This is a genomic window from Domibacillus enclensis (assembly GCF_900156125.1).
In the GTDB taxonomy this organism is placed as follows: domain Bacteria; phylum Bacillota; class Bacilli; order Bacillales; family Domibacillaceae; genus Domibacillus; species Domibacillus enclensis.
Map to the genome: position 1 here is coordinate 456,253 of NZ_FTLX01000001.1, position 17,094 is coordinate 473,346.

16 protein-coding genes are annotated in these 17,094 nt (G+C 48.7%); 5 read left to right on the top strand and 11 right to left on the bottom strand.

Features of this window, described 5'->3' with window-relative positions; genetic code table 11:
* Nucleotides 1–4 precede the first annotated feature (4 nt).
* Nucleotides 5–928, top strand: coding sequence for an aldo/keto reductase (locus BW952_RS02315; RefSeq protein ID WP_045850911.1), 924 nt, complete (start codon nt 5–7; stop codon nt 926–928).
* A complete protein-coding gene (locus BW952_RS02320) occupies nt 877–1,836 on the top strand; it encodes an alpha/beta hydrolase (protein ID WP_045850912.1) in 960 nt (319 codons plus the stop codon). The genes BW952_RS02315 and BW952_RS02320 overlap by 52 nt, the downstream gene beginning before the upstream one ends.
* Nucleotides 1,837–1,868: 32 nt before the next feature.
* On the opposite strand, the gene BW952_RS02325 is transcribed toward BW952_RS02320, so the two are convergent.
* Both BW952_RS02325 and BW952_RS02330 read right to left on the bottom strand, forming a co-directional pair.
* Nucleotides 1,869–2,645, bottom strand: coding sequence for an SDR family NAD(P)-dependent oxidoreductase (locus BW952_RS02325; protein ID WP_045850913.1), 777 nt, complete (start codon nt 2,643–2,645; stop codon nt 1,869–1,871).
* A complete protein-coding gene (locus BW952_RS02330) occupies nt 2,632–3,597 on the bottom strand; it encodes an MBL fold metallo-hydrolase (RefSeq protein ID WP_045850914.1) in 966 nt (321 codons plus the stop codon). Before BW952_RS02330 ends, BW952_RS02325 begins: the two co-directional genes overlap by 14 nt.
* Before the next feature lie 161 nt (nt 3,598–3,758).
* On the opposite strand from BW952_RS02330, the gene proC reads away from it, so the two are divergent.
* Nucleotides 3,759–4,574 carry a pyrroline-5-carboxylate reductase gene (gene proC / locus BW952_RS02335; RefSeq protein WP_052698448.1) on the top strand — a complete coding sequence of 272 codons (816 nt, stop codon included), beginning with the start codon at nt 3,759–3,761 and terminating at the stop codon, nt 4,572–4,574.
* On the opposite strand, the gene rnz is transcribed toward proC, so the two are convergent.
* Entirely contained in the window at nt 4,571–5,488 is a 918-nt protein-coding gene (rnz, locus tag BW952_RS02340; RefSeq protein WP_045851039.1) for a ribonuclease Z, read from the bottom strand. The genes proC and rnz overlap by 4 nt on opposite strands.
* Nucleotides 5,489–5,616: 128 nt before the next feature.
* On the opposite strand from rnz, the gene zwf reads away from it, so the two are divergent.
* Nucleotides 5,617–7,116 (top strand): glucose-6-phosphate dehydrogenase, encoded by a 1,500-nt coding sequence (zwf, locus tag BW952_RS02345; RefSeq protein WP_045850916.1) that lies wholly within the window; start codon nt 5,617–5,619, stop codon nt 7,114–7,116.
* Between the two features lie 35 nt (nt 7,117–7,151).
* Here the strand turns inward: zwf and BW952_RS02350 are convergent, their stop codons facing one another.
* The 3 genes from BW952_RS02350 to mce all read right to left on the bottom strand — a co-directional run bounded on the left by BW952_RS02350 (nt 7,152) and on the right by mce (nt 10,311).
* Nucleotides 7,152–8,273, bottom strand: a complete 1,122-nt coding sequence (locus BW952_RS02350) for a M20/M25/M40 family metallo-hydrolase (RefSeq protein ID WP_045850917.1) — start codon at nt 8,271–8,273, stop codon at nt 7,152–7,154.
* Nucleotides 8,274–8,353: 80 nt separating this feature from the next.
* A complete protein-coding gene (locus BW952_RS02355; protein WP_045850918.1) occupies nt 8,354–9,904 on the bottom strand; it encodes an acyl-CoA carboxylase subunit beta in 1,551 nt (516 codons plus the stop codon).
* Nucleotides 9,901–10,311 (bottom strand): methylmalonyl-CoA epimerase, encoded by a 411-nt coding sequence (gene mce / locus BW952_RS02360; RefSeq protein WP_082084608.1) that lies wholly within the window; start codon nt 10,309–10,311, stop codon nt 9,901–9,903. The genes BW952_RS02355 and mce overlap by 4 nt, the downstream gene beginning before the upstream one ends.
* A gap of 129 nt (nt 10,312–10,440) precedes the next feature.
* On the opposite strand from mce, the gene prli42 reads away from it, so the two are divergent.
* Nucleotides 10,441–10,536: a stressosome-associated protein Prli42 gene (gene prli42, locus BW952_RS19300; RefSeq protein WP_156149421.1), complete on the top strand. Its 96-nt coding sequence runs from the start codon at nt 10,441–10,443 to the stop codon at nt 10,534–10,536.
* Here prli42 and BW952_RS02365 read toward each other — a convergent pair.
* The 5 genes from BW952_RS02365 to BW952_RS02385 all read right to left on the bottom strand — a co-directional run bounded on the left by BW952_RS02365 (nt 10,519) and on the right by BW952_RS02385 (nt 16,965).
* A complete protein-coding gene (locus tag BW952_RS02365) occupies nt 10,519–11,514 on the bottom strand; it encodes an aromatic acid exporter family protein (protein ID WP_045850920.1) in 996 nt (331 codons plus the stop codon). The genes prli42 and BW952_RS02365 overlap by 18 nt on opposite strands.
* Before the next feature lie 55 nt (nt 11,515–11,569).
* A complete protein-coding gene (locus BW952_RS02370) occupies nt 11,570–12,007 on the bottom strand; it encodes a BrxA/BrxB family bacilliredoxin (protein ID WP_045850921.1) in 438 nt (145 codons plus the stop codon).
* A gap of 209 nt (nt 12,008–12,216) precedes the next feature.
* Nucleotides 12,217–13,290, bottom strand: a complete 1,074-nt coding sequence (gene meaB / locus BW952_RS02375) for a methylmalonyl Co-A mutase-associated GTPase MeaB (protein WP_045850922.1) — start codon at nt 13,288–13,290, stop codon at nt 12,217–12,219.
* A complete protein-coding gene (scpA, locus tag BW952_RS02380; RefSeq protein ID WP_045851040.1) occupies nt 13,287–15,428 on the bottom strand; it encodes a methylmalonyl-CoA mutase in 2,142 nt (713 codons plus the stop codon). Before scpA ends, meaB begins: the two co-directional genes overlap by 4 nt.
* Nucleotides 15,415–16,965 carry a methylmalonyl-CoA mutase family protein gene (locus BW952_RS02385; RefSeq protein ID WP_052698449.1) on the bottom strand — a complete coding sequence of 517 codons (1,551 nt, stop codon included), beginning with the start codon at nt 16,963–16,965 and terminating at the stop codon, nt 15,415–15,417. The genes scpA and BW952_RS02385 overlap by 14 nt, the downstream gene beginning before the upstream one ends.
* Nucleotides 16,966–17,094 lie beyond the last annotated feature (129 nt).

Here is a 17,094-nt window from a genome sequence, read left to right on the forward strand (position 1 = left end):
CAATTTGAATAAACGTGAAATTGGACAGTCAGGTATTTTTGCCAGTGAGCTTGGACTTGGCTGCATGTCGATTGGAACGGATCAAAGCCAGGCCGAAGCAATATTAAAAACAGCTCTCGATGAAGGCATTACGTATTTTGATACAGCGGACTTATATGATTTCGGCGTAAACGAACAGCTCGTCGGCAAAACCCTGCAGCCTGTCCGTGACCAGATCGTGATCGCCACCAAAGCAGGCAATCGGTGGACAGATAACAAAGACAGCTGGACGTGGGATGCTTCGAAAGCCCATATAAAAGAAGCCGTCAAGCACAGTTTAAAAAGGCTTGGAACTGACTATATTGATTTGTATCAGCTACATGGCGGTACACTTGAAGATCCCATGGATGACACCATTGAAGCATTTGAAGAGCTGAAGGCGGAAGGATTGATCCGGGCTTACGGCATTTCCTCTATTCGCCCAACCGTCATTAATGAATATGTAAACCGCTCCCATTTGTCGAGCGTCATGATGCAGTACAGCATCCTGGATCGGCGCCCGGAAGTCCAGGCCCTCCCTATTTTAGCAGAGAATGGCGTAAGTGTCGTTGCACGGGGTCCGGTTGCATTTGGATTGTTAACGGACAAATGGCGCGAGAAGCTTTCAAAAGCGTCGAAAAAAGGGCTGAAATGGTACGATGAAAACAGCTTGAAGGATGTTTTAACTGTTCTTGAAAACGAGAAACCAGCGGGACGCACATTAAACGGACTGGCTTTTCGCTACGTGCTTCACCATCCTGCCGCAGCTGCTGTTATCGCTGGCGCAAGCTCCATTGAACAGCTGAAAGAAAATGCCCGTGCTGTGCAGGAAGCCGCATTGACGGAGGAAGAATACAAATGGATACAAGATATCTCAAAAACAGCCGATTACGACGAGCATCGACTGTAAAAAAAGGTCTGACAGCTGCGGCATCCGCTTTCCTTGTCACCGCAGCAACCGGTCTTTACTTGTCAAACCGGATTTTATATATAGCGAAAAAAGCGGAGCAGGCGATTACAGATCGGGAAACGGAGGCCGGCCGGTTTAATGCGGAACGTTACAGCCAGCTGCCAAAGGAAGATGTCTGGGTTCGTTCAGAAGACGGCACCCGCTTGAAATGCGTGTTTGTCACACCCCACCCGGGCAAGCCTTACGTCATTTTTTGCCACGGTGTCACCGAGCATAAAGTAAACTCGGTTAAATATATGAATTTGTTTATCAAAAAAGGATTTAATGCCATTTTATTCGATCATCGCCGCCACGGGGAATCGGAAGGGACATTTACAAGCTACGGCCATTTTGAAAAAATGGATGTCAAGGCGATTGTGGATGAACTCGTCCGTCGTGAAGGCTCCGATGCGGCATTCGGCATTCATGGAGAATCAATGGGCGCCGTTACGCTTTTGTTATACGCTGGGACGGTGGAAGATCGTGCTGCCTTTTATGTCGCGGACTGTCCGTTTTCAGACTTTCGCCAGCAGGTAAAGCATCAGATCAAGCGCGAGGTCGGCTTTTCCCCGCCCTTTTTTATGACGATCGCCGAGTGGGCAGTCTGGCTGCGTGGGCGTTATAAAATGTCTGAGCTTTCTCCACTCGAAGCCGTGCGGCATATTCAAAAGCCGATTCTGTTTATTCACAGCCGCGACGACGATTTCATCCTGCCAAGCATGACAGAAGCACTTTATGACGCTAAGCAGGGCTCAAAGCAATTGTACATTGCCCAAAAAGGCATTCACGCGCAGTCTTATAACGAAAATCCCGAGGAATACGAACGGGCGCTGGATCAATTTTTAAATGAATTTCACCTAAATCCTTAACGGATGAAAATAGAGAAGCCACATTCGTTTATTTATTTCTTAAAAAAAGCGTTTTTGCCCAGGCGTTCTACCGCTGATGGGAACAAGGAGTGGAGTAAGCTGCCTGCTGACATCCATTTAGGCAGATTCACTTCGCGCACAGGACGGCCGATGACGCTGATCGTTTTGCGGGCGACATCGGCCGGCTTCAGCATAAACCGCCCGGCATTTTTCACATATGTTCCTTCCGGGTCCGCCTGATCGAAAAACGGTGTTGCGATAGGGCCCGGGTTGATGGCGGTGACGAAAACGCCATGCTGTCCCATCTCCATCCGCAGGCTGTTCGTATACCCGAGAACGGCATGCTTTGTCGCGGCATAAACGGCTGATTTCGGTGTCGCCATTTTCCCCGCCTGCGAGGCGATATTAATGATGTGCCCTTTTTTTCGCTTCATCATCTGCGGAATGACTTGTTCCGAGCAGTACAAAACCCCGTTTACATTCACATTGATCATTTGATCAGTTTCTTCTTTCTTCGTTTCATGCACCCAGCTGAAAAAACCGACGCCGGCATTGTTGATCAGCACGTCAACATCACCTATTTGTCCAAACACCGCCTCGATCGCCTGGCGGTCTGAGACGTCCGCTTGAAAAATACGGATTGACGCCGCTCCTTTTAGTTCTTCCTTCAGTTTCTGCAAGCGCTCGATTCGTCTCGCCAGCAAAACAAGATGAAATCCTTGAGCCGCCGCTTCTTTAGCCAGCTCTGCGCCAAGCCCGGAGGAAGCCCCGGTAATAACGACTACTTCCTGTTTCTTACTTTGCTCCATAATACACCGCTCCATTTTCCGTGCGTTCGATCGTGATCGCTCCCTGCTCAAGCAAATAATCCATCTGCCCCACTGTTTCAGACAAAACGAGACCTGTTTGTTTCTGATAAACTTCTGGAAACAGGACGACACACACACCAAAAACAGTCATTGGCTTTTCCTGCAGCATGGCTAACACATGCGTGGCACGTTCCTGCTGCCGGTCAAAGCGCCGCTCGATCAGCGGAGAAATCGACTGAATATCATTTCCATGTCCGGTAACGGCCCGCTTGACATCAAGCTCCATTATCTTTTTGAGAGAGTGCTTATATTGAAGAAGCGACTTCGGCCGCTCTCCGCCTCTTTCCATCGGAGGCTCAATAAGCGGATTGGAGGAAACGGTTTTCAGAATATGATCTCCTGCCAGCAGAAGACCATCTTTTTCCCGGTAAAAAACGAGATGGCTCTGCGCATGGCCTGGCGTTTCAAAAACTTTAAATTCCGGCAGGCCCGGCAGCCTGTCTCCTTCTTTTAAACAACCAGTCAAGGAACTGTTCTGGCATGCCAATTGAAGCGTTCGTTCCAAATTTCCTGCTAATGTCATCCTGTCAGCCGGCACGCCAAATTCCTGGAAAAGCCCCATAAAAAACTCCGTGCGCCATTTCATAAACTCTTCGTGATAGGAAAGCCAGTTTTTTGCATACTCATGCCCATATATATCCCCTGAAACATAATCAAGCAGTCCGATGTGATCCGGATGATGATGCGTCAGAATCACCTGCTCAATATCAGACAGCGTGTATCCTGCTTCTGCCAGGCCTTTTTCCAAAGCGGAGCGGGCTTCTGGTGTATTGACGCCGGCATCAATAAGCGTTAGCCGGTCTCCTTTAATGAGGTATGTATTCACATCCCCAATCGGGAATGGTGTCGGCATTGTCAATTTAATAATATCATCGTATTGTTCCACTCTCATGTTGTCCACCTCATCTGTTCATCGTTATTTCCTTCATTATACCTTTTAAAGGACAAATAGTGAATCGTCATTCATTACAGAATCCTCTCTTGACAGATGCATGATTATTCCGCATAATCACTTGAAAAGTCAAAATGTTTAGGCAACAGGGAGGAATTAGGTTGAAAGCTGTTTTTATCGGGGCAGGCTCCATGGCCGAAGCCATTATTGCCGGCTCATTAAGAAGCGGGGCGCTGTCAGCAGACCATACATATGTGACTAACAAAACAAATGATGCCCGGCTCCGCCAGCTGGCGGAGGACTTCGGTGTACAGGCCGGCTATGAAGCAGAGACAGCATTGCTTCATGCGGATTTAATTATTTTGGCCATGAAGCCAAAGGATGTAGAAGCGGGACTTGAAACGATCCGCTCATCCATTCCTGACGAGGCGGTTGTCATCAGCTTGCTTGCCGGGGTCAGTATCGAGTTTATGGAGGACGTGATCGGCAAGCCATGCGCGATTATCCGCTCGATGCCAAATACGTCCGCAGCCGTTGGAAAATCCGCAACGGCGATTTCATTAAACCGCTTTGTGACGGAGAAACAGCACAAAGCAGCCGTTGATTTGTTTTCAGCGATTGGCACAGCCATCACGGTAGAGGAATCACAAATGGACGCCGTCACCGCACTGTCTGGCAGCGGACCCGCTTATTTTTATTACGTTGCAGAAGCGATGCAGCAGGCTGGCGAGGAGCTGGGGCTAGACCCGGAAACAGCAAAGGAGCTGCTGATCCAAACACTGCTTGGCGCTGCCAGTATGCTGTCGAAGCACGACGGACAGGCAGAAGCGCTCAGAAAAGCCATTACGAGCCCCGGCGGCACAACCGAAGCGGCCGTGCGCACTTTTGATGAGTTCCGTGTGAAACAAGCGATCTCAGCCGGTGTAAAAGAAGCCGCTGTTCAGTCCAAGCGGCTCGGAAATGCATACAGCCGTTAACCCACCGGCAGCTCTAAAAAGTCATGAGCGATCAAAACCGGTTCAAATACAGCGGCGGCTTCTTTGACCAGCTCGCTCTCCATTTCCTTTGTATAACGGGAGCTAATATGTGTTAAACACAGCTTTTTCACTTTTGCTCTGGCAGCTGTTTCGGCTGCCTGCACCGTCGTTGAATGAAAATAATCCCGTGCCATTTGAGCGCTGTCCGCATTAAACGTTGCTTCGTGCACGAGCAGATCGGCTCCTTCAGCCAGCTCTTCCGCTGCCGCACACTGTCTTGTATCTCCGAGGACAGTGATTATTTTTCCCGGCTGCGGGTCACTTGTATACGGCTGCGGGTCAATGGTCCGCCCGTCTTCAAGTGTAACGGTTTTGCCTTCTTTTATTTGTTTATACAGCGGTCCTGGCGGAATTTGGTCGGCTCGCAGCTTATCAACGAGCAGTTCACCGGCTTTGTCCTTTTCTGCAAACCGGTAGCCGTACGAGTCAATGCCGTGATCAAGCTTTCCTGCCGTAACCGTTATATGCCCGTCTTCAAACACGGTTCCCTCTTCGATTTCCTCTATAAAAAGAGGATATTGCAGATGTGTACTGCTCGTTTGAAGGGCAGTTTCGACGAACGCACGAATCCCAGGCGGCCCATACACCGTCAGCGGCTCTGTGCCGCCCTGGAACGAACGGCTGCCGAGCAACCCCGGCAGGCCGAAAATGTGGTCGCCGTGCAAATGGGTGATAAAGATTTTTTCAATGCGGCGCGGCTTTAAGGTCGTATGCAGAATTTGGTGCTGTGTCGCTTCACCGCAGTCAATCAGCCAGACAGCGCCTCGCTCATTCAGCATTTTTAATGCCATTGATGTTACGTTGCGCCGTTTAGCCGGAACACCGGCGCCGGTTCCAAGAAATAAAAGTTCGATCGGAAACACTCCTTTTGTTCGTCTTCTTTTGACATATATGTATCATAAACAAAAATACTTGTCACTTTCATTGTTTTGTGAAAAAATGCAATAGTATAAAAATGAATCTCAAAAGCGGGGTTAGTAACGTGAAACAATCTGAAACGCCATCAGCGCTGACGATCCTGTTCGGTGCAACAGGGGATTTGGCAAAAAGAAAATTATATCCATCTCTTTACCGCCTTTACCGAAAAGGCCATTTAGAATCCGGCTTTGCGGTCATTGGCACAGCACGCCGTCCGTGGGACAACGATGTGTTCCGCGAACACGTAAAAAAGTCTGTCATGGAATCCACTTCGGTGCATGACAAAATAGATGACTTTGTCTCGCACTTTTATTATTTGCCGCATGATGTGTCGGATTCCGAGTCTTACGCAGCCTTGCGCACATTGTCAAACGAATTGGACGAGCAGTATTCATTAAACGGCAACCGCCTGTTTTATCTGGCGATGGCGCCTGAATTCTTCGGCACCATTGCGGATCATTTAAAGTCAGATGGCTTAACGGATACAAACGGCTTCGGACGTCTTGTCATTGAAAAACCGTTCGGTCATGATCTTCCATCCGCCAAAGAGCTCAACGCACAAATTCGCCGCTCATTTGACGAAAAAGATATTTACCGGATTGATCACTACCTTGGCAAAGAAATGGTTCAGAATATTGAGGCAATCCGCTTTGCGAACGCTTTGTTTGAACCGCTTTGGAACAACCGCTACATTTCCAATATCCAAATCACATCAAGTGAAACACTGGGCGTGGAAGAGCGGGGCGGCTACTATGAAACAAGCGGCGCACTTAAAGACATGGTGCAAAACCATATGCTTCAAATGGTTTCTCTTCTTGCGATGGAGCCGCCAATCAGCCTTCAGGATGAAGAAATCCGCCGGGAAAAGGTCCGTGCATTTCGTTCAATGCGTCCGTTAACACCAGAGACAGTCAGCGACTATTTTGTCCGCGGACAGTACGGTCCGAACGAAGAAGAGGCACTGCCTGGCTATCGTGAAGAAACGAACGTCAATCCAGAATCAAACACGGAAACATATGTGGCCGGCAAAATTATGTTTGATAACTTCCGATGGGCGGGTGTTCCGTTTTATATCCGGACAGGCAAACGGATGCCGCTGAAATCAACAAAAATTGTCGTTCAGTTTAAGGACATTCCAATGAACCTGTATTACCGTCCGGACGATAAAGAGATGGAGCCGAACCTTCTCGTGATCCACATTCAGCCGGAGGAAGGTATTACGCTTCACCTGAACGCAAAACGGGCAGGGCATCAGCTGCAAACAACGCCTGTAAAGCTCAGCTACGCCAACAGCGGTGTGGACATTATGAACACGCCGGAAGCTTATGAAAAATTGATTCACGACGCGATGCGCGGGGATTCAACGAACTTCACACACTGGGATGAAGTATCGCTTTCATGGAGCTTCGTCGACGTGATCGCAGAAGCATGGCGCAACGAAAAAGCACCATTCCCGAACTACCCGGCCAACACAAAAGGGCCTAAAGCATCCGATGAGCTGCTTGAACAAGACGGCTTTTTCTGGTGGCCAATGAACATGCTTGATGTAGATATTTGCAACTAATGAAACGCAGATACCGATTTGGTATCTGCGCTTTTTTACGATTCAGCAACAATGGAAACGATCGCTGTTGCCATTTCAGCCAGCTTGACCAGTTCCTTGACAGGCATTTTTTCATTTACAGTATGAATATCCTCATAGCCGACTGCCAGGTTCACGGTCGGAATGCCGAAGCCCGCAATGACATTGGCATCACTGCCGCCGCCGCTTGTCAACAGCTCGGAAGGCCGGCCAATATTCGCTGCCGCTTTTTGAGCGATTTTGACAACATGATCCTCTGCGCCGAATTTAAATCCGGGATACATAATATCTATTTCCACTTCGGCACGACCGCCCATTTCAGCTGCCACTTCTTCAAAGGCCGTTTTCATTTTTGCTGTCTGCTTCTCCATTTTGGCAGGCTCAAGCGAACGGGCCTCTGCTAAAATCTGCACGTAATCACAAACAATGTTCGTCGCTTTTCCGCCTTCAAACCGGCCGATGTTTGCCGTTGTTTCCGCGTCGATTCGTCCAAGCGGCATACGGGAAATCGATTTCGCCGCCATCGTAATCGCCGACACTCCTTTTTCCGGCGCCACACCGGCATGAGCCGTCTTCCCGTATATGTGAGCTGTTACTTTCGCCTGTGTCGGGGCGGCAACGATAATATTGCCCACATCGCCATCACTGTCCAGCGCAAACCCGAACTTCGCCTTGATCAAAGAGGAATCCATCGCTTTGGCTCCGACCAGTCCGGATTCTTCACCAACCGTAATAATAAATTGAATATCGCCATGTTCGATCTTTTGCTCCTGAAGCTGGCGGACCATTTCAAGCATGGCAGCAAGACCGGCTTTGTCATCCGCTCCCAAAATGGTTGTCCCATCCGTTTTTACGATACCGTCTTCCACAACAGGCTTAACACCTTTTGCCGGAACGACTGTATCCATGTGCGATGTAAAGTAAATCGGGTCAACACCCTGTTTAGTGCCGGCTAATGTACAAATTAAATTGCCAGCTCCGTGGCCCGTTACAGCCGCTGCATCGTCTTCATGCACATGAACCCCGAGCGCTGTGAACTTATTGGTTAATACATCTGCAATTGCGCGCTCGTCCTTTGTCTCTGAATCGATTTGAACAAGCTCTAAAAATTCATTTAAGATTCTTTCTTCGTTTATCACAGTGCACCTCCGAATGATTTGCCTTCTTCAGTATATCTGTTTAAAGCTGAAAAATCAGCCGGCAGGTTTTCCTTCCGCCACTATAAAGGAATATTGCCGTGCTTTTTTTTCGGCCGGTCTTCTTTTTTCGTTTTCATCATCTCGAGCGCTTGAATCAATTTTATGCGCGTCTCGCGAGGATCAATGACATCATCAACCATGCCCCTTGCCGCCGCCACATACGGATTGGCGAATTTTTCACGGTATTCTTCAATTTTCGCTGCCCGCGTTGCTTCCGGCTCCGCACTGGCTGCGATGTCACGGGCAAAAATGACATTGGCTGCCCCTTGAGGGCCCATCACAGCAATTTCCGCGTTCGGCCAGGCAAACACAAGGTCCGCCCCAATCGACTTTGAATTAAGTGCAACGTATGCTCCTCCATACGCTTTTCGCAAAATCACCGTTATTTTCGGAACGGTCGCTTCTGAATACGCATACAAAATTTTTGCTCCGTGGCGGATAATGCCGCCGAGCTCCTGCTTCACCCCTGGAAAAAAGCCGGAGACGTCCTCGAAGGTAATAACCGGAATGTTGAAGGAATCACAAAAACGAATAAACCGGGCCGCCTTATCGGAGGAGTCAATGTCAAGTCCGCCTGCCATGTATTTCGGCTGGTTGCACACGAGACCTACGCTTTCTCCTCCTAAACGCGCAAAGCCAACGACAATATTTTTGGCAAACTCCCGGTGAACCTCCATAAAGGAATGTGTGTCCACCACTTGCTCCAGCACGCTGCGAACATCATATGGACGCAGACCGTCAAACGGAACGATCTCCGCCAGATCTTCCCGGTAATCGCTTTCATTAGTCGTTTCCGCGACGGGTGTTTTTTGTTCGTTGCTTTGCGGCAAATAGGTTAAAAGGGTTCTGACCATTTCGATTACGTCTTCCTCAGTGCGTCCCCGGAAGTGTGCATTGCCGCTGATCGTATTATGTACTTTTGACCCGCCCAGGTTTTCAGCAGAAATCTTCTCACCCGTCACCGTTTCAATCACTTTCGGTCCGGTAATAAACATTTGGCTCGTTTGATCAACCATAAACACAAAATCCGTAATCGCTGGCGAATAAACCGCACCGCCTGCACAAGGACCCAGGATGACCGATATTTGTGGGATCACGCCAGAATAAATGGCGTTCCGGTAAAAAATCTGGCCGTATCCGTCCAACGAAAGAACGCCTTCTTGAATGCGGGCGCCGCCGGAATCGTTCAAGCCAATAAAAGGCGCACCGTTTTTCGCAGCCAGGTCCATCACGTTCACTATTTTTTGCGCATGCGTTTCACCGAGTGCACCGCCGAAAACGGTGAAATCCTGTGAGAACAAATAAATGGGCCGGCCATTTACTTTCCCATAGCCCGTTACGACGCCGTCCCCAGGGCCCTTGGCGCCATCAAGCCCAAAATCCGAACAACGATGAGCCATAAAAGGATTCAGCTCCACAAATGTTCCTTTGTCAACGAGCAGGTCGATCCGTTCACGCGCGGTCAGCTTCCCTTTTTCATGCTGCTTGTCAATTCGCTCATCTCCGCCGCCGAGCTCGACCTCGCGCCGGCGGTCCTGCAAATCGTGAATGCTGTCAAAAATATCGCTCATGCCGTTCCCTCCCCTTTTTCGCAAAGCTCCATCAGCACGCCGCCTGTGGACTTCGGATGCATAAAGGCAATTTGGGCTCCGCAAGCTCCAGGCTTTGCTGCGTTGTCGATCATTTGAATGCCCGATTCCTTCATTTCCTCAATCCGCCAGTTGATATTCTCCACTCCATATGCAATGTGATGGATGCCCTGTCCGCGTTTTTTAATGAATGTGGCCACAGGGCTGTCCGGATTGATTGGCTCAAGCAGCTCAATCATTATATTACCTGCATCTAAAAAAGCGACGTTCACTCCCTGAGATTCAACCGTTTCTGTTTTCACATGCAGCATGCCCAGCTGCTCCGTATAAAGAACAAGGGCATCCGCCAGCGATGAAACCGCAATACCAATGTGATCCACTTTTTTCATGCAAACCATCTCCTTTTTAAAATGAGTAGACGATGTACGCTTTTTGACACACCTGTACGCCTTCACCAGTTGAAAATCGGCTTAAATGCCGGTACAATAGGACACAACAACCGTTTAAAGGAGAGTTTCATGCGGAATAAAACGATTCAGAAGATTGTTGTGTACGTGATGCTGTTCACGATGCTCGTTTCAACTTTAATGTTTGGCTTAACGATGTTTATGTAACAGAGGAGCGGCGCTTTCGTGCTGCTCTTTTTTCATGCCCCGAAACCGTGCTTTAATGAGCAGGTATCGTTCCATTTCACGGACAAATTGCAGCAGCGCCGCGCGAGCTTCAAATTCTTCACGCGTTTTTGGAAGCGGCATTTCTTCAAACTCGTGCTTTAAATCATTTAAATGGCTTAGGTGGAGCTTTGCAGTATTGCCAGGATGAATATTCGCTTTAATTTCTTCCATAAACTCCGCAATCATGGCGGCCTGCTCCGGCCGGTGCGAAATCGAAATGACGACAGAGATGAGCCGTTCGATAATTTCAAATTGCTTTTCCCGCATGGTAAAGTATTGATAAAACAAGCTGTTATGCCGTGTAAAATGATTTTGTACATCTTTATAGGCGAGCGACTTTGCTTTTTTCAGCAAATCAGCTGTTTCCGTCAATTCCTTCCCGTCCCAGCTATGCTCATTCGTTCGTAAGTAAGATATGACCTCTTCGAAAATCCGTTCAAACAAGCTTTCCGTTTGCTGCTGCATTTTCACCAGCTCATTTTCAACGCTTGGCATATAGGAATTTAAAATCAAGGCAACTCCGACGCCGATAAAGACAAGACCGAGCTCATTCACGATCAAAGAAGCGGTCAATTCTTTTGCTGCATACATATGTAAAATAAGGACGGTGCTCGACACGATTCCCTCCTGCACCTTTAATGCTACAGTTGTCGGGATAAACACAATCATAATCAAGCCGATGACCGCTGCATGGTAAGCAAACAGCTCGAAAAACAGGCCTGAATAAAACAGTGCAACGATCCCCGCACCGAGCCGCGTCCAGGAAGCCTTTAGCGATTGCTGCTTTGTATTTTGAATACATAAAATCGCAATAATTCCTGCCGACACTGCGTTGTTAAGACCGATCCATTCCGCAAGCAAAATAGACACGGTAATGCCTATCGCGGTTTTGGCCGTTCGATACCCGATCTTCACCATTCTTTTCACCTCGAATAAGAAAGCCCTGCCAGACACGGCAGGGCTTCAGGTCATCTTACACTTCTTCGCAATGCTGATCGAAAAGTGTTTGCAGATGTTCAACGACAGACATCGGATGATGCCCTTCAATTTCATGACGCTCCACCATTGCCTGTACTTGCCCATCTTTCACTAATGCAAATGATGGAGAAGACGGCGGATAGCCTGTGAAAAAGCTGCGCGCCTGCGCTGTCGCTTCTTTATCCTGCCCTGCGAACACTGTGACTAACCGATCCGGGCGTTTATCATAATGAACCGAATGTGCTGCTGCCGGGCGGGCGATTCCACCGGCACAGCCGCAGACTGAGTTCACCATGACAAGGGTTGTGCCCTTTTCATTTAAAACAGCATCCACTTCTTCGGGTGTTGTAAGTTCTGTATATCCAGCCGCTTTAATTTCATCGCGAGCCTGGCGAACGACGTCATTCATGAAAAAATTAAAATCCATTCCCATTTTTTTCTCTCCTTTAAGCTTTAGTAGCTTTATCATAAGGGAAAAAAAAGTTTATTTCAATGATATAGCGCCGTTCCGCTTTTAAAATAAAAAAAGAATGTTTACTTTTGAGCATTGCGGGTAGAATAATAAGGCAACTGGATCCATACCCCTAAACTCCCTGTATTGGCCAGCCGAATCGGATTCGGCTGGTCCTTTTTTGTGTTTGCTTAATCGGACCGTGGAAAAATCTCCTTGAACAGCTGCTCAGCAGCCTGCGCGGGTGTCATTAAGCCTTCCATTGTTTTCCTTTCCAAATCAGCCAAATGCGTTTTCACATACGGATGCTGAAAAAAAAGCTGCTTCAGCTGATCCTCCATTAAGCTTCTCAGCCACTCCTTCGTTTGATTGCGCCTTCGTTCAGCTAGAATACCGGACGCCTCTGTTAAGGACTTAAAGGATGCAATCGCGTTCCAGATGTCTTCAATGCCTTCTTTTTTCAAAGCGGAGCACGTAAAGGCCGTTGACTGCCAGCCTTTTGTCGAAGGCTTTAGTTCATGCAAAAACTGATCGTACTCTTTTTTTGTTTTTTCGGCAGCCTGCTTGTTTTCTCCATCTGCTTTGTTCACGAGGACGGCATCGACGAGCTCGATGATGCCTTTTTTCATGCCTTGCAGGTCATCGCCCGCACCGGTCAGCGCAAGAAGCATAAAAAAGTCGGTCATGCTCCTGACGATAAATTCACTTTGGCCGACACCGACTGTTTCAATTAATAGAACATCAAAACCCGCCGCTTCACACAGAAGCATCGTTTCGCGCGTTTTACGGTGAACACCACCAAGCGTCCCGCCCGTCGGGGAAGGGCGAATAAACGCATTCGGATGCCTGGCGAGCTGCTCCATTCTCGTTTTGTCTCCTAAAATCGATCCGCCTGAGATTGATGAGCTTGGATCAACAGCAAGAACCGCGACCCGGTGCCCCCGGTCACAGAGCATCGTCCCAAATGATTCAATAAATGTGCTTTTGCCGGCACCTGGTACACCGGTAATGCCGATGCGGATGGATTTGCCTGTATGGGGAAGAAGAAGCTTCAGAAGCTCCTGCCCATACGTAAAGTGTTCTGGTGACTGGCTTTCAATGTAGGTAATGGCTTTTGCCAGATCACTCACTGACTTTTTTAAAATCCGTTCCCCTATCCCCTTTAGATCCGGCGGCGGCTCTGTCTTTTTGCGGAATCGCTTTCGGGGCGGCGCCTTTGTTCCATTGGAGCTTTCTTTTTTTTCTCGCATATCCTCCTCGTTCATTCCGCCACTTCCTCATAGCCCAGCCGTTCGTAAATTGTTTCTATGATTACTTGAGCAGACACAGGGATAATGGTGCCTGGTCCAAAAATAGCTGCCGCGCCGTTTTCTTTTAAATAGTCATAATCCTGGACAGGAATCACACCGCCGGCGAATACGACAATGTCTTCTCTTCCCTGTTTTTTTAATTCCTCCACCAGTGCCGGCAGCAACGTTTTATGACCGCCCGCCAGCGAACTGAAGCCGACCGCATGCACATCGTTTTCCACCGCTTGCTTTGCTGTTTCCTCCGGTGTCTGAAAAAGCGGGCCAATATCCACATCAAAGCCTAAATCAGCAAAAGCAGTGGCAATCACTTTAGCTCCCCGGTCATGCCCGTCCTGCCCCATTTTAGCGATTAAAATGCGGGGACGCCGACCCTCCTGCTCTTCAAATTCCGCTGTCATTAGCTGGACTGCTTCCATTTGTTCCTCATCAGAAAAGTTCGCACGATAAACACCGCTCACGGACCGGATCACCGCCTTATGCCTGCCGGCAGCCAATTCAACAGCTTCTGAAATTTCACCGAGTGTGGCACGCTGCCGGGCTGCTTCTACCGCAAGCTCCAGCAGATTCCCTTCTCCTGTTTGGACAGAAGCAGTGATCGCTTGGAGCGCCGCTTTTACTCCTTGTTCGTTTCTCTTTTCCCTCACCTGCTGAAGGCGCTCCGTTTGTTTCAGCCGGACCGCCGTGTTATCAATATCCAGAATGTCAATCGGATCTTCCTCCTGGAGCCGAAAACGGTTCATGCCGACAATCACTTCTTCACCGGAGTCAATCCTGGCCTGACGCCGAGCGGCTGCTTCTTCTATTTTCATTTTTGGAAGACCGGTTTCAATCGCTTTGGTCATGCCCCCAAGCGCTTCTATTTCTTCGATATGCGTCCAGGCGCGCTCCATCAGTTCATTCGTTAATGATTCGACGTAATACGAGCCGCCCCATGGATCAATCACATTCGTGATGCCCGTTTCCGCCTGTAAAAACAGCTGGGTGTTGCGGGCAATGCGGGCCGAAAAATCAGTCGGGAGGGCGATGGCTTCATCTAATGCATTCGTATGAAGCGACTGTGTGTGCCCCATCGAAGCAGCATGTGCTTCAATCAAAGTCCGTGTTACATTATTAAACGGTTCCTGCTCTGTCAGACTCCATCCGGATGTTTGCGAATGAGTGCGCAGCGCAAGTGACTTTGGATTTTTCGGTTCAAACGGCTGAATCAGCTGAGCCCACATCCGCCGCGCAGCACGCATTTTGGCCACTTCCATAAAATAATTCATGCCCACCGCCCAGAAAAAAGACAGACGCGGTGCAAACGAATCTATGTCAATGCCTGCCGCAAGACCCGTCCGGACGTATTCCAGCCCATCCGCTAGCGTATACGCAAGCTCTAAATCCGCCGGCGCTCCTGCCTCCTGCAAATGATAGCCGGAGATGGAAATCGAATTAAATTTCGGCATAAAGCTCGAGGTATATTGAAAGATGTCTGCAATGATCCGCATCGAGGCTTCCGGCGGATAAATGTACGTGTTCCGAACCATATACTCCTTTAATATGTCATTTTGAATGGTTCCTGTGAGCTTTTCCTTTGAGACGCCCTGTTCTTCTGCTGATACGATGTAAAACGCCATAATCGGCAGAACAGCGCCATTCATCGTCATCGACACCGACATGTGATCCAGCGGAATGCCATCAAACAGCTTTTTCATATCCTCAACCGAATCAATGGCCACACCCGCTTTGCCGACATCGCCTACGACCCTCGGATGATCAGAATCATAGCCGCGGTGTGTGGGCAGATCAAATGCAACAGACAGCCCCTTTTGCCCCATAGCCAGGTTGCGGCGATAAAACGCATTGCTTTCCTCTGCTGTTGAGAAGCCCGCATACTGGCGAATTGTCCACGGACGGGTCGTATACATTGTCGGATAAGGCCCCCGTGTAAATGGCACGATCCCTGGAAGATCATCCAAATGCACACAGTTTTCCGTATCCTTTTTTGTATACAACGCTTTTAACTTGATCTTTTCATTTGTTTCAAAGGATTCCGTTTCATCGAATGGTTTTTCTTCGTTTGCTTTCACCGGCAGCTGGTTAAATGGATTCATTTCCCTTAGCGTCACGCTGGTCCCCTCCTTTAAACAGTGAAAGAATCCCTTCTAGCTTTTGAACGATGTCAACGCCTGATGCAACTTGACCGTCTATCACTGCTTTATTCCACTTGCCGGCTATTTCCACTTTTACTGCAGCGGAAGACTTTTTCACGTCTGCTGCCACCTTTTCGGCCAGCTTGTCATACCATTCGTCGGTTCCGCAAATACAGTAATACGGCAGATTCGTTTGGTCGACAAATGCTTTAGCCTCTTCCGCTGATTTGCAAATGCCCGAGCGATTTGAAGTAATTCCCGCAACGGACATGACCCCTTCCACATAGTCTGCGCGTGGCTTATGCTCCTTTACATCTCCAAGACAAATCAGCCCGATCTCGACCGACTGACCAGTTTGTTCGATACGCATCGAATGTAAACGAAGCTGTTCAAATGGTTCCGCCATTCGTTTTGGTTTAATGGGTTTTATTGCGGCGCCCTCGCCTTTATAAGAAGCTTTTTTTTGACGAGCCGACTTTAGCTGCTCAGGAAGGTTCGCATACATATTGGTTCCAATCATGTGCACCTGCCGGGTGGCTATCTTATGTCTGCGTTCTTCGTAAACTGCCTGAATGTCCCGTTGAATCGTTCCAGCCTTGAGCACGTCTCCAATGCCCCCTGCTTCTTCAATGTCCGCAAACAAATCCCAGGCGAGACGGCCGGTTTCATTTGTGAGCGCTTCAATATAATAAGACCCTCCTGCAGGATCGATCACTTTATCCAGCAGCGCTTCATGCTGCAGCAGGTGTGGAATCGCAGCCGCTAATCGTTTTGAATGCGCTGCTGGCTCATCCGTTATGTCATCGAAAGGCTTCACAGTTACGTAATCAGCGCTTCCGATCACTGCAGCAAAAGCCGTACTTCCTGCTCTTAACATATTTACATGCGGATCAAGCAGCGACATTGCCGCTTCACTCGTTTCCACACTAATAAGCGGCTTTATGCTTTCGTCCAGCTCAAATGCTTGTGTAAAGGCATGCCAAAGTGTTTTAAAGGCCCGAAGCTTCGCGATCTCTGTGAAAAAGACCGAGCCTGCCGCAAAATGAAACAAAAAGGCAGATGCAGCCTGATTTTTATCTGAGGCGATTTTCAAGTGATGAGCCGCTTCCGAAAGCGCCAAGGCCAGCTCCTGTACAGCATGAGCCCCGCCCATATGATAAGGGACTGTATTAATCGCAATCTGTTGATGATTATGTAGGTTCTGGATAGCCGAATCCGTTGGAAAAACACCTGCTGCCGCACCGGATGAAATAAGGTCTTGTTCAAGCGTCGGACTCGTTTTCGGGAACGCTTGAGGGAAGTGAAAGCCTCTAGTAAACGGGGCTTGCCCTGGCAACGTTTCCTCCGACGGCCGGTCTTCCTTCGTGTAAAGTGGCTTCAGCTCTATGCCTTCAGCCGTTTTGGTTGTGACTCCTGACAGGGAGCGCCCTTTTAATGAGGCTTCTGCCGCGATAACCCAGTCATTGATCGATACCGATGGAAAGGTTTCATTTTTCAAATTACTACACCCCTTCATTTTGGAATCGTTTACATTATATATTGTAATATAAACCTGCTTCAAGAAGCAACAATGCCTATTGGCCAAAAGATGAAAATTGAGCGCCCGCGTGCTATGCTAGTAATAACT